Source organism: Paracidovorax valerianellae, from assembly GCF_900102625.1.
Taxonomy (GTDB): Bacteria; Pseudomonadota; Gammaproteobacteria; order Burkholderiales; family Burkholderiaceae_C; genus Paracidovorax; species Paracidovorax valerianellae.
Genome location: NZ_FMZC01000002.1, coordinates 1 through 12,462, shown reverse-complemented (window position 1 = coordinate 12,462; position 12,462 = coordinate 1). Strand labels below are relative to the sequence as shown.

The window sequence follows — 12,462 nt, the reverse complement described above, 5'->3', positions numbered from 1 at the left end:
CGCCCCTGCGGTGGAGGCCGGTGCTGGCGCGGTGGAGCGCGCCTTCCTTGCATGCACAACAGAGACAACGACAGGAGACAAAAAACCATGAGCGATTCCTCTTTGCAGCGCCGCGGCGTGCTGCGCGGCGCGGCTGCGGCCGGCCTCGCCTTCGCCACCGGCCAATCCTTCGCGGCCGACCCGGCATGGCCCTCGCGGCCGGTGAACCTGGTCGTGCCGTTCCCGGCCGGCGGCGGCACCGACGCTTTCGCGCGGCCCTTCGCGGCGCAGTTCGCCAAGTCCACGGGCAAGACGCTGGTGATCGACAACCGCGGCGGCGCGGGCGGCACGGTGGGCGCCAGCTTCGCGGCCAAGGCGCAGCCGGACGGCTACACGCTCTTCATGGGCGGCACGCACCACGTCATCGCGCCGTCGATGTACCCCAAGCTCGACTACGACATCGAGAAAGACTTCATTCCCCTGGCGCTGCTGGCCAACGTGCCCCAGGTGGTCGTGGTCAACCCGCGCACGGTGCAGGCGACGAACATGCAGCAGTTCCTGGATTTCCTGCGGCGCAACCCGGGCAAGCTCAACTACGCCTCGGCCGGCGCGGGCACCTCGCACCATCTGGCGGGCGAGCTGTTCAAGCTGCAGACCAACACCTTCATCACGCACATTCCCTACCGCGGCGCGGGCCCGGCGCTGCAGGACCTGATCGGCGGCAATGTGGACATGATGTTCGACGGCCTGGGATCGTCCGCCGCGCACATCAAGGGCGGCCGCATCAAGGCGCTGATGGTGGCCGGCACCAAGCGCAACCCGGCCTTCCCCGACGTGCCCTGCGCGGCCGAAGTGGGCCTGCCGGACTACACCGTGACGACCTGGTACGGCCTGTGGGCGCCCAAGGGCACGCCGGCCGACCTGCAGGCGCGCATCGTCGAAGAGGCGCAGCGCCTGGGCACCGCCGAAGAGCTGAAGGCCGTGTGGGCCAAGAACGGCGCCGACTATGGCGGCATGACCCAGCCGCAGTTCGCCGCGATGGTGAGCTCCGAAGTGCGGCGATGGGCCAAGGTGGTCAAGGAATCGGGCGCCAAGCTCGACTGACCGGGCCGTTCGGCGCGGGCGGGGGTGAAGCGGGGGCCGGCAGGGTCGGCGGTTCGTCGGGCAGCAAATCGGAGATCGGGTCAATGGCGGGTGACATCGTGGTGGAGCGGATGGATGCGTCGGACGGCGCCGCAGGGGTGGTGCGCGTGCTGCTGCGCCACCCGGGGCGGCTCAACGCCATGTCCCGCGCGATGTGGCGCCAGCTGCGCTTGGTGTTCGAGGCGCTGCAGGACGACGCCAGCGCCCGCTGCGTGCTGATCGAAGGCGAGGGCGATGCCTTCTGCGCCGGTGGCGACATCTCCGAATACCCCGCCTTTCGCTTCGACCCGGCGGCACTGCGCGACTTCCACGAAACCGAGGTGTGGGGCGGGCTCGCCGCCATGCTGCAGTGCGACGTGCCCATCGTGGCCTGCATTCGCGGTGCCTGCATGGGCGCGGGCGTGGAGATCGCCAGTGCCTGCGACGTGCGCATTGCAGGCACCCATGCCCGCTTCGGCGCGCCCATTGCCAAGCTGGGGTTTCCCATGGCCCCGCGCGAGGCGCAACTGGTCGCCGGCGCGTTGGGCGACCTCGTCGCCCGGCAGATGCTGCTGGAGGCCGCCACCTTCGGCGCCGACGACATGGCGGCGCGCGGTTTCCTGAACCGCGTGGTGCCCGAGGCATCGCTGGCCGCCGAGGCGCTGGCGAGCGCGTGCCGCATCGCCGCGCTGGGCCCCGCCGCGGCGCGCATGAACAAGCAAACGCTTCGGGTATTGAAATGGCCTCCAGCGCATATCTCCCTATGGAGTAGTGCTATTGAAAATATAGCATTGACCTTGAACGGCTCCGCCGCCTCCACCGGTGCTGCCCCTGCGGTGCCCGACCCCTACGCCTACGCGGACAGCCCCGAGCACCGCGAAGGCATCGCGGCCTTTCTGGCCAAACGTCCTCCTGTCTTCTGATTGCTTCCATGAGCCAACACAACCTGTTCACCGCCCTGCGCGCAGCCTTTCCGGACGACCTGGACACCGTGGCCGTCGAAACCACGGCCACCGACGGCACGCCGCTGCACTACACCTGGAGCGACCTGGAGCGCGCCAGCGCCCGCATCGCCAACCTGCTCGATTCGCTGAAGCTGCCCGAGGGCAGCCGCATCGCGGTGCAGGTCGAAAAGTCGGTCGAAGCGCTCATGCTGTACCTGGGCACGCTGCGCGCCGGCCACGTCTTTCTGCCGCTCAACACCGCCTACCAGAGCGCCGAGATCGAATACTTCGTCGGCAATGCCGAGCCCGCCGTGGTGGTCTGCACGCCGGCCAATTTCGGCTGGGTGTCCAAGATCGCGTTCACGGCCGGCACGCAGCACGTGTTCACCCTGGGCGACGACCGCACCGGCAGCCTGCTGGAACGCGCATCGCACCACGGCGACACGCAGCTGCCCGCCACGCGCGCGGCCGATGACCTGGCCGCCATCCTGTACACCAGCGGCACCACCGGCCGCAGCAAGGGCGCCATGCTCACGCACGGCAACCTGCTGTCCAACGCGCAGGTGCTCAAGGACTACTGGGGCTGGACGAAGACCGGCGGGCCCGACGGCCGGGGCGACGTGCTCATCCATGCGCTGCCCATCTTTCACGTGCACGGCCTGTTCGTGGCCATTCACGCGGCGCTGCTCAACGGCAGCAAGATGATCTGGCTCGCCAAGTTCGACCCGCGCGCCGTGATCGCCGCGATGCCGCGCGCCACCGTGTTCATGGGCGTGCCCACGCTGTACGTGCGCCTGCTGGCCGAGCCGGGGCTCACCCGCGAGGCGGTGCGCAACATGCGGCTGTTCATCGCCGGCTCCGCGCCGCTGCTGATCGAGACCTTCCGCGAATGGCAGGAGCGCACCGGCCACACCATCCTGGAGCGCTACGGCATGAGCGAGACGATCATGCTCACCTCCAACCCCTACGCGGCCGACGGCCGCCACGGCGGGCAGGACGAGCGCCGCGGCGGCACCGTGGGCTTTCCGCTACCGGGCGTGGACCTGCGCGTGGTGGACGATGCGGGCCAGCCGCTGCCGGACGGCGAGATCGGCAACATCCAGGTGCGCGGCCCCAACGTGTTCAAGGGCTACTGGCGCATGCCCGAGAAAACGCAGGAAGAGTTCAGCACCGATGCGCAAGGCCATCGCTGGTTCAAGACGGGTGACGTGGGCAAGGTGGACGAGCGCGGCTACGCGAGCATCGTGGGCCGCAGCAAGGACCTCATCATCAGCGGCGGCTACAACGTCTATCCCGCCGAGATCGAGGGCTACATCAACGAGATGCCCGGCGTGGCCGAAAGCGCGCTGATCGGCGTGCCGCACCCGGACTTCGGCGAAGTGGGCGTGGCCGTGGTCACGCCGAAGCCCGGCGCGCAGCTGGATGCCGACGCCATCGTGGTGCAGCTCAAGTCGCAACTGGCCAACTTCAAGATTCCCAAGCGCTGCTTCATCGCCGCGGAACTGCCCCGCAACACCATGGGCAAGGTGCAGAAGAACCTGCTGCGCGAGCAGCACAAGGGCCTGTTCGCGGGCTGATGGGGTTGCCGCCACCGGCGCCGCGGGCCTCGCCTGGCGGCCGGTGGCTGGCCTGACCGGTGGCCCGGTTGGCGGAATCGAGGGGAAAGCCGCTTCACCGCGGCGGCAGCCGGTGCTAACCTGAAGGCGCCTTCGCCCTCTGGAACCGTGCTGAATGCCTCTTGCCTTGCCCCGATCCCCGGCGGCCCCCCTTCCTCCTGACCGTCCTGACAAGGACCGCTCCGTCGCATCGACGGTGCTGTTCGTCGTGCTGGTCGCACTGCTGCTCGTGGCCTCCAACGTGTGGCTGGCCTGGCGCGCGCGCGACGCCGAATGGCAGCAGGCCACCGACTCGGCGCGCAACCTCACGCACGCCTTTTCACAGCAGACCGATGCCATGTTCGCCGAAGTCGGCCGGGTGCTCGCCAGCGTGGTGTATGAGCTGGAGCGCTCCGACATGGCGCCCGAAGCGCTGGACCGCCTGCAGCCCGTGCTGGTCACGCACGTTGCCCAGTCGGAGCACCTGCACGGCCTGTTCATCTTCGGGCGCGACGGCAGCTGGCTCGTCAACTCGCAGCCCGTGCAGAACCCCCAGGCCGACAACGCCGACCGCGCCTATTTCATCCACCACCGCGACAGCCCGAGCACGCGCCTGGCCATCGGCAAGCCCATCGTCAGCCGCTCGTCGGGCGTGTGGGTGATTCCCGTGTCCCGCCGCATCGACGACGCCAACGGCCAGTTCGCGGGCGTGGCGCTGGCGACGATCCGGGTGGACTACGTGCTCGGCCTGCTGAACGGCCTGGAGATCGGGGAGCGGGGCGCCATCGCGCTGCTGCTGGGCGAGGGCACCGTGCTGGCGCGCCGGCCCTTCTTCACCGAAGACCTGGGGCGCAACCTGGGCACCTCCGCGTACTTTCGCACCCTGGCGGAAAACCGGTCCGGCATCACGACGGTGCCGTCGCCCATCGACGGCGTGCGCCGCCTGGTGAGCTTCGAGCATGCCAAGAGCAACCCGCTGTTGATCACGGTGGCGCTGGCGGAAGACGAAGTGCTGGCGGAATGGCGCCGCGCCGCCACCGTGCAGGCCCTGGGCATTTTGCTGCTGGTGTCGGTGGTCGGTCTGTCGGGCGGCTATGTCATCCGGACGGTCCGGCATCGCCGCGATGTCGAGCGCGACCTGACCGCCGCGCGCGATGCGCTGGTGCTCGCCAACGACAAGCTGGAACACCTGGCCGAGCACGACGGCCTGACGGGCCTGTACAACCGCCGCGCCTATGACCAGCGCGTCGCCGAGGTGATGGCCCGCTGCCGCCGCAGCCGCCAGCCGGTGTCGGTCGTCATGTTCGACGTCGATTTTTTCAAGAAGTACAACGACGCCCTCGGCCACCCGCAGGGCGACGAATGCCTGCGCCAGGTCGCCCGTGCGCTGGAGGCCTCGGTGCGCCGGCCCGGCGATCTGGTGGCGCGCTATGGCGGGGAGGAGTTCGTCATCGTGCTGCCCGAGACGGACGCCTCGGGCGCTGCCCTGGTGGCCTCGGCCGCCCGCGCGGCGGTGCGGGCGCTGGAGATACCGCACCCCGAAAGCCCTTTCGACTGCGTGACGGTGAGCGGCGGCCTGGCGTGCTGCGACTGGACGGACAGGGCCCCCGCCACTGCAAAGGACCTGCTGGCCGAGGCCGATGCAGCGCTGTACGCCGCCAAGCAGGCCGGGCGCAACACCGTGCGGTCCGTGGGTGAGGGTGGTGCCGGCCCCGACACTGGCCCGGGCCCGGCCTGAGCGTCTGACCACATCACCCGCAGGGACGGCCTGCCGCCGCGCTGGCGGCCGGCCCCGGGCTCAAGAGGCCGCTGCAGGCTCCACGCCACAGAAGATGCACCCCGCCGCGGGCGCCGTGCCCACGCCCGGGTCGGTGCCCGCCGCATGGCTGCAGCAGTGCTCCAGCCAGCCGCTCACCAGCCGGTACACCGACAGGTTGGTGCGGGCCGTGGGTGCGCACAGGTAGTAGCCCAGCGGGCTTTGAAAGCGCTGGCCGAGCGGCTCCACCAGCGAGCCGGCCTGCAGTTCGTCTTCCACCAGGCACGTGGGCACGATGCCCACGCCGAAGCCCGACACAGCCGCCCGGATGATGAGCGAGTACAGGTTGAAACCCGGCCCGAAGCGGCTGCCGCCGGTGTCGCCGCCATTGGCCACCATCCAGTCGTGCCAGGCCAGCGGCACCTCGATGTGCTGCAGCAGGGTGGCGCGCTGCAGGTCGGCGGGGCTGCGCAGCGGCAGGCTGTCGCGCAATTGGGGGCTGCAGACGATGCTGGTCTCCTGCCCGATCAGGTAGCGCGCATTGGCGCTGGGCCAGTTGCCGTAGCCGTACTGGATGGCCGCGTCGAACTCGTGCGGCACCGCGAAGTCGTGCGCGTGCTGGTAGCGCACGAAGTTCAGCGACACCTGCGGCAGCGTGCGTTTGAAGTGCCCCAGGCGCGGGAACAGCCACTGCGCCGCGAACGTGGGCGGTACCGACAGATTGAGCGCGCCGCCATCGCCGCCGTACGACATGAGTTGTGCGGTGGCCGATTCGAGCGCCGCCATCGCGGGGCGGGTGGCGTTGAGGTAGGTGGCGCCCGCATCGGTCAGCTCCAGCCCCGAGGATCGGCGGATGAAAAGCTTTTGCCCCAGGTAGTCCTCCAGCGATGCGATGTGGCGGCTGATGGCGCTCTGGGTGACACATAGCTCCTTGGCCGCCATGGTGAAAGCCTGGTGCTTTGCCGCAGAGTGGAAAGCGTTCAGTTCGGAGAGGGTGGGGCAGAGGCGGCGCATGCAGTGATATGAGCTGTAGTCATGGGCGGTTGAGATTTTAGGCGTTGCGACGGGAGCGGATTGGCCTGATAAATGCAACCTGTGACGGCGTTGTGACGGTTTTCCCCGAATGGAGTGCTTTCATTGCACCGCAAACGGGACGGCGCAGGCCCATGGTCCTCCGGTTGCGCAGGCCATGAGTAATTTTGAAGCCCTTTTTTTGAATCTTCCTCTTCATGACCGCTTTGTTGATTGAGAACAGCCAGGTGCTGGACGTGCATGCCCTCACGCTGCGCGCCGGCCTTTCGGTCCTCGTGCAGGACGGCCGCATCGCGGCGGTGGGCGAGGGGCTGCAGGCCCCCGAAGGCGCCACGGTGATCGACGCGCGCGGCATGACGCTCATGCCCGGCCTGATCGACTGCCACGTGCACGTGGTGGCGTCGTCGTTCAATCTGGGCACGGTGGCCAAGATGCCCAACGTGTTCACCATGCTGCGGTCGCTGCCCATCATGCGCGGCATGCTGGACCGCGGTTTCACCACGGTGCGCGATGCGGGCGGCGGCGACTGGTCGCTGGCCGAAGCGGTGCGCACCGGGCTGGTGCCGGGCCCGCGCATCTTCCCCTCGGGCAAGGCGCTGTCGCAGACCGGCGGCCATGCGGACTTCCGCGAGCGCAATGACAACCTGGACGTGTGTTCGTGCGCCTACAAGCTGGGCAACATCGGCCGCGTGGTCGATGGCGTGGACGCCTGCCGGCTGGCGGTGCGCGAAGAAATCCTCAAGGGCGCCACGCAGATCAAGGTGATGGCTTCGGGCGGCGTGGCGTCGCCCAACGACCCGATCGGCAACCTGGGCTATTCCGAGGCCGAGCTGCGCGCCATTGTCGAAGAGGCCTCCAACGCCAACACCTATGTGATGGCCCATGCCTACACGCCCCGCGCCATCGCCCGCGCCGTGCGCTGCGGCGTGCGCACCATCGAGCACGGCAACCTGGTGGATGCCCCCACTGCCGAACTCATGGCCGAGATGGGCGCCTTCATGGTGCCCACGCTCATCACCTACGAGGGCCTTGCGAACGAGGGCGAGCGCTACGGCCTGCCGGCGGTGTCCATCGCCAAGATCGATTCGGTGCGCAGCCAGGGCAAGGCGGCCATCGAAATCCTGGCCAAGGCTGGCGTGAAGATGGGCCTGGGCAGCGACCTGCTGGCCGAAACGCATTACCTGCAGGCCGACGAGCTGCGCCTGCGCGCCGACGTGCTGGGCAATGGCCCGGTGCTGCAGCAGGCCACGCTGATCGGCGCTGAAATCCTGGGCCAGCAAGGCCAGTTGGGCGAAGTGTCCGTGGGCGCCATCGCCGACCTGCTGCTGGTCGATGGCAACCCGCTCACCGACATTGCCTGCCTGCTGAACCAGGGCGAGCACATCAAGGCCATCGTGAAGGATGGCGCCGTGTTCAAGAACACCCTTTGACGACCGCGACCTGACCCCGACCCACCGATCCCGACCCCTGACCTGACTGGAGACCCTCATGCAACGTAGAAATTTCGTGAAGCTCGGCGGCGCCGCAGCCGCCCTGCAGTGCCTGCCCACCATCGGCTTCAGCCAGCAGGGCGACGTGTTCCGCATCGGCTCGCTCACGCCCATCACCGGCGCGGGCAGCCCGTACGGCCCAGGCATGCAGCAGGCCATCCGCCTGGCGGTGGACGAGGTCAACGCCGCCGGCGGTGCCGGTGGCCGCAAGCTGGAACTCTTCAGCGAAGACTCCCAGACCAAGCCCGACGCCGCGGTGCTGGCCGCCAAGAAGCTGATCGAAGTGAACAAGGTGCAGGCCGTGCTGGGCACGTGGGCCTCGGGCGTGTCGCTGGCGGTGATGCCGCTGACCGATGCGGCCGGCATCATCGAGATGAACGTGTCGGGCGCACCCGCCATCTCCACGCTCGATACCAAGGACCTGGTGTGGCGCTTTCAGGCCACCAACGACCGGTTCGGCGCGGCGTTCGCCGAGATCTGCAAGAAGCGCGGCTTCAAGCGGCCCGCAACCATGGCGTTCAACAACGCCTCGGGCCTGGGGAACGTGGAAGGCTTCACGAAGGTGTGGACGCAGCGCGGCGGCCAGGTGGCGGCGCACGTCACCTACGAACCCAGCCGCCCCAGCTACCGCAGCGAGCTGCAGAAGATTCTCGCGGCCAAGCCCGACGTGATCGTGATGGGCTCGTACCTGCCCGACACCACCATCATCCTGCGCGAGTGGTTCCAGTCCGGCGCCGACACGAAGTGGATCATTCCCGGCTGGGCGGCCAACCCCGACCTGGTGAAGGCCCTGGGCGCCGAAGTGTGCGAGGGCATCATCTCGGTGGAAACCGTGTCGAACGAAAAGAGCACCTCGTACGCGCAGTTCGACGCGGCCTTCACCAAGGCCACGGGCAAGGCCGCCTCCACCAACATCTACGCCGCCATGGCCTACGACATGGTGATCTCGCTGGCCCTGGCCATGGAAGCCGCCGGCCCCAAGGCCACGGTGGAACAGGTCAACGCCAAGATCCGCGATGTCTCGAACGCGCCCGGCACGGCCGTCTTCAGCTTCGCCGAAGGCAAGGCGCAACTGGCCAAGAAGGCCAAGGTGAACTACGAAGGCGCGTCCAGCAAGCTCGATTTCGACAAGTACGGCGACGCCACTCCGGACTTCGGCGTCTTCGTGATCGAAAAGGGCCAGCTGGTGCGCAGCGACGTGGTGTCCATCGCTGCGTGATCGCACACGCTCCGGGCTGCACGGCAACGCGCGGCCCGGGGCTTTTTGGCAAGCAAGGGTGAAGAACGAGATGACGCAATGACCTGGATCGATTTCGCAAACCTGTTGATCAACGGATTGATCGAAGGCCTGGTGGTGGCACTGCCCGCGCTGGTCATGACCCTGGTGATGGGCGTCAACCGCTTTCCCAATGCCGCCACGGGCGACTTCCTGACCACCGGCGCCTATGCCGCCGTGGCGGTGCAGATGCTGGGCGGCTGGCCGCTGTGGGCGGCGGCGCTGGGCAGCATGGTGGCCACGGCCGCGGTGTCCGCCGGCTCGTACACGCTCATCTTTCGCAAGCTGGCCGGGCGGCCCATGGTGTCGTCCATGCTCGCGGCGATCGGCCTCGGCTTTTTGCTGCGCAGCCTGATCTCTTTCTTTGCCGGGCACGACCAGCGCACGTTCGACCTGCCGCTGGTGCGCGCCTGGAACTTCGGCGGCGTGCGCCTGCTGCCCACCGACGTGGCCATCGCGGGCATCGCCGTGGTGTGCCTGATCGTGGTGTTCGTGCTGATCTACCGCACCAGCTTCGGCCGCCAGTTGCGCGCCGTGGCCGACAGTGCCGATCTGGCGCGCGCCAGCGGCATTCGCGCCGGCAAGCTCATGCTGAGCCTGTGGGCGCTGGTGGGCGCGCTCTCGGCCATCGGCGGCGTGCTGCTGGGCATGAAGGCCATCGTCAGCCCCGAGATGGGTTGGGAGAGCCTGATTCCCGCGTTCGCCGCCATGGTGCTGGGCGGCATCGGCAGCCCGGTGGGCGCGGTGCTGGGCGCGCTGCTGCTGTGCGTGGCGCAAGAGCTGGCGGTGCCGCTGCTGGGCCCGTCGTACAAGCTGGTGCTGTCGTTCGTGGTGCTGGCGCTGGTGCTGCTGCTGCGCCCGGCCGGCATCATGGGCCGCGTGCAGCTGGTGCGCTGAACAAGGAGCCGATTCCATGATTGCCTACCTTTGCGCCATCGGCGTCATCGCCCTCATCTATTGCCTGCTCGCGCTGGGGCTGAACCTGCAGTTCGGCCTGACGCGGCTGGTCAACTTCGGCGTGGTGGCGTTCTTCGCCGTCGGCGCCTACACCTCGGGCCTGCTGTCGCTGCAGGGCGTGCCGCTGGCTGTGTGCTTCATCGCGGCGGGCGTGCTGTCGGGCCTGCTGGCGCTGCCCATCGGGCTGCTGTCGCTGCGCTTGCGCGACGACTACCTGGCCATCGTCACGCTGGGCTTCTCCGAAGCCGTGCGCATTTCCATCCAGCAGGAAAGCTGGCTGACCAAGGGCGTGCAGGGCCTGCCCGGCCTGCCCAAGCTGTTCGCGGCCTGGGGCCCGGTGTCCGACATGGCCACGTTCGCCACCTTGCTGCTGCTGGTGGCGCTGGTGTCGTGGGGCACGGTGCGCCTCACGCGCAGCCCGTTCGGCCGGCTGCTGAAGGCCATCGGCGACGACGAGGCCGCGCTGTCCGCGCTGGGCAAGGACCCGGCCTGGTTCAAGGTGCAGGTGTTCATGCTGGGCGCGGCGCTGGCCGGCGTGGCGGGCGCGTTCTATGCGCACTTCATCACCTTCATCACGCCCGAGCAGTTCATTCCGCTCATTACCTTCTACGTGTGGATGGGCCTGGTGATGGGCGGCGCGGGCACGGTGCGCGGCGCCGTGTTCGGCTCGCTGCTGCTGATGGTGTTTCTGGAGGGCTCGCGCTTCGCCAAGGACTGGGTGCCGGGCGTGTCCGAAGTGGGCATGGCCAGCCTGCGCCTGGCGGCCGTGGGGCTGGCGCTGATCCTGGTCACGCTGTACCGGCCCAATGGCCTGTTCGGAGGCAAGACCCAATGAATGCGACCGCAGATGTGAGTGCCAATGTGAGTGCGAATGTGAGCGCAGATGGGATTGCGGGTGCCGCGCCAGCAGGCCAGGGCACGGCCCCGATGCTGAACGTGGAGGGCGTTACCCGCCTGTTCGGCGGCTTCAAGGCGGTGGACGATGTGTCGCTGCAACTGGCCGAGCGCGAAATCCTGGGCATCGCCGGCACCAACGGCGCAGGCAAGAGCACGCTCTTTGCCGCCATTGCCGGCCAGCAGCCGGCCGACGCGGGGCGCATTGCCTTCGCGGGGCAGGACATCACCCGCGTGCCGCCTTATCGCCGTGCCCGCATGGGGCTGGTGCGCACGTTCCAGATCCCGCGCGAGTTCAAGAGCCTGACGGTGCACGAGAATCTGCTGGCCGCCGCGGCCAACCCGCAGGGCGAGCGGCTGGTCAACGCGTTCTTCCAGACCCGCAGCCGCCGCGAACATGAAGCGCAGCTGGGCGCCAAGGCCGACGGCATCCTTCAGTTTTTGAACCTGGCGCGCGTGCGCGACGTGAAGGCAGGCGGACTCTCGGGCGGGCAGAAAAAACTGGTGGAGCTGGGCCGCGTGCTCATGCTGGACCCGCGCTGCATCCTGCTCGACGAGCCCTTCGCCGGCGTGAACCCGGTTCTGATCGAAGAAATCTGCGACCGCGTGCGCGAACTGAACGGGCAGGGCATCGCCTTCATCGTCATCGAGCACCACCTGCAGGCGCTCAAGGCGCTGTCCAACCGCATGATCGTGATGGACCGGGGCCGCATCCTGGCGCAGGGCGACCCGCACACGGTGCTGGACGACCCGCGCGTGCAAGAAGCGTACATGGGAGGGGTGGTATGAGCGACGGCAACCTGCTGCAGATCGGCGAGCTGAGCGGCGGCTATTCCGAGGTGGACATCATCCACGGCATCGACCTGGCGGTGGCGCCGGGCGAGATCGTCACCATCGCCGGCACCAACGGCGCGGGCAAGTCCACGCTGGTGAAGGCACTGCTGGGCCTGCTGCCGCGCGTGTCCGGCCGCATTCACCTGGGCGGGCGCGACATCACGCGGCTGTCGGCCGAAGACCGGTTCGACGCCGGCCTGGCCTACGTGCCGCAGGTGGCCAACGTGTTCACTTCGCTCACCGTGCGCGAAAACCTGCTGGTGGTGCGCGGCGTGCCCCACGTCAAGCGCCGCATGGATGCGGTGCTGGCCGACTTCCCCGCGCTGGTCGAGCGCCTGCCGCAGCCAGCCAGCGACCTGTCCGGCGGCGAGCGCCAGCAGCTGGCCTTCGCCCGTGCGCTGATGCCGTCGCCCCGCATCATGGTGCTGGACGAACCCACCGCCGCGCTGGGGCCGTCGCTGGTCGGCAAGGTATTCGACATGGTGCAGAAGCTGCCCGCCGCCGGCGTGGCCGTGCTGATGGTGGAGCAACGCGCACGCCAGGCGCTGCAGATCAGCCAGCAAGGCTACATCCTCGATCAGGG

Annotated in this window: 11 protein-coding genes; 10 read left to right on the top strand and 1 reads right to left on the bottom strand. The window is 68.6% G+C overall.

Translation table 11 applies throughout. The features are described from left to right. Positions 1 to 87: 87 nt before the first annotated feature. The 4 genes from BLT03_RS02775 to BLT03_RS02760 all read left to right on the top strand — a co-directional run bounded on the left by BLT03_RS02775 (position 88) and on the right by BLT03_RS02760 (position 5,378). A complete protein-coding gene (locus BLT03_RS02775; protein ID WP_092740158.1) occupies positions 88 to 1,083 on the top strand; it encodes a Bug family tripartite tricarboxylate transporter substrate binding protein in 996 nt (331 codons plus the stop codon). Positions 1,084 to 1,166: 83 nt separating this feature from the next. Next, complete coding sequence (locus tag BLT03_RS02770) at positions 1,167 to 2,024, top strand: enoyl-CoA hydratase/isomerase family protein (RefSeq protein ID WP_092740156.1); 858 nt, start codon at positions 1,167 to 1,169, stop codon at positions 2,022 to 2,024. An 8-nt stretch (positions 2,025 to 2,032) separates the two neighbouring features. Next, on the top strand, positions 2,033 to 3,622 hold the full coding sequence (locus tag BLT03_RS02765; protein WP_092740154.1) for a malonate--CoA ligase: 1,590 nt from the start codon (positions 2,033 to 2,035) through the stop codon (positions 3,620 to 3,622). A 154-nt stretch (positions 3,623 to 3,776) separates the two neighbouring features. After that, positions 3,777 to 5,378, top strand: coding sequence for a sensor domain-containing diguanylate cyclase (locus tag BLT03_RS02760; protein ID WP_092740152.1), 1,602 nt, complete (start codon positions 3,777 to 3,779; stop codon positions 5,376 to 5,378). A 60-nt stretch (positions 5,379 to 5,438) separates the two neighbouring features. Here the strand turns inward: BLT03_RS02760 and BLT03_RS02755 are convergent, their stop codons facing one another. Beyond that, the gene (locus tag BLT03_RS02755) at positions 5,439 to 6,410 is read right to left on the bottom strand and encodes a LysR substrate-binding domain-containing protein (RefSeq protein ID WP_092740150.1); all 972 of its coding nucleotides are present in this window, start codon (positions 6,408 to 6,410) and stop codon (positions 5,439 to 5,441) included. Positions 6,411 to 6,625: 215 nt separating this feature from the next. Between BLT03_RS02755 and BLT03_RS02750 the strand changes: the two genes are divergently transcribed. The 6 genes from BLT03_RS02750 to BLT03_RS02725 all read left to right on the top strand — a co-directional run. Next, entirely contained in the window at positions 6,626 to 7,858 is a 1,233-nt protein-coding gene (locus BLT03_RS02750; protein ID WP_092740147.1) for a metal-dependent hydrolase family protein, read from the top strand. Between the two features lie 58 nt (positions 7,859 to 7,916). After that, entirely contained in the window at positions 7,917 to 9,137 is a 1,221-nt protein-coding gene (locus tag BLT03_RS02745) for an ABC transporter substrate-binding protein (protein WP_092740145.1), read from the top strand. 78 nt (positions 9,138 to 9,215) lie between these two features. Then, on the top strand, positions 9,216 to 10,091 hold the full coding sequence (locus tag BLT03_RS02740) for a branched-chain amino acid ABC transporter permease (RefSeq protein WP_092740143.1): 876 nt from the start codon (positions 9,216 to 9,218) through the stop codon (positions 10,089 to 10,091). A 16-nt stretch (positions 10,092 to 10,107) separates the two neighbouring features. Beyond that, entirely contained in the window at positions 10,108 to 10,986 is an 879-nt protein-coding gene (locus tag BLT03_RS02735) for a branched-chain amino acid ABC transporter permease (RefSeq protein WP_092740140.1), read from the top strand. A 92-nt stretch (positions 10,987 to 11,078) separates the two neighbouring features. Beyond that, positions 11,079 to 11,834 carry an ABC transporter ATP-binding protein gene (locus tag BLT03_RS02730; RefSeq protein ID WP_092740985.1) on the top strand — a complete coding sequence of 252 codons (756 nt, stop codon included), beginning with the start codon at positions 11,079 to 11,081 and terminating at the stop codon, positions 11,832 to 11,834. Beyond that, the coding region (locus BLT03_RS02725; protein ID WP_092740138.1) for an ABC transporter ATP-binding protein at positions 11,831 to 12,462 on the top strand (632 nt) is incomplete at its 3' end. The genes BLT03_RS02730 and BLT03_RS02725, both read left to right, overlap by 4 nt.

Coding starts and splice junctions, on each gene's coding strand:
- BLT03_RS02730 (WP_092740985.1), top strand. CDS start 11,079: ATGCTGAACGTGGAGGGCGTTACCCGCCTGTTCGGCGGCTTCAAGGCG.
- BLT03_RS02770 (WP_092740156.1), top strand. CDS start 1,167: ATGGCGGGTGACATCGTGGTGGAGCGGATGGATGCGTCGGACGGCGCC.
- BLT03_RS02745 (WP_092740145.1), top strand. CDS start 7,917: ATGCAACGTAGAAATTTCGTGAAGCTCGGCGGCGCCGCAGCCGCCCTG.
- BLT03_RS02740 (WP_092740143.1), top strand. CDS start 9,216: ATGACCTGGATCGATTTCGCAAACCTGTTGATCAACGGATTGATCGAA.
- BLT03_RS02735 (WP_092740140.1), top strand. CDS start 10,108: ATGATTGCCTACCTTTGCGCCATCGGCGTCATCGCCCTCATCTATTGC.
- BLT03_RS02765 (WP_092740154.1), top strand. CDS start 2,033: ATGAGCCAACACAACCTGTTCACCGCCCTGCGCGCAGCCTTTCCGGAC.
- BLT03_RS02750 (WP_092740147.1), top strand. CDS start 6,626: ATGACCGCTTTGTTGATTGAGAACAGCCAGGTGCTGGACGTGCATGCC.
- BLT03_RS02755 (WP_092740150.1), bottom strand. CDS start 6,410: ATGCGCCGCCTCTGCCCCACCCTCTCCGAACTGAACGCTTTCCACTCT.
- BLT03_RS02775 (WP_092740158.1), top strand. CDS start 88: ATGAGCGATTCCTCTTTGCAGCGCCGCGGCGTGCTGCGCGGCGCGGCT.
- BLT03_RS02760 (WP_092740152.1), top strand. CDS start 3,777: ATGCCTCTTGCCTTGCCCCGATCCCCGGCGGCCCCCCTTCCTCCTGAC.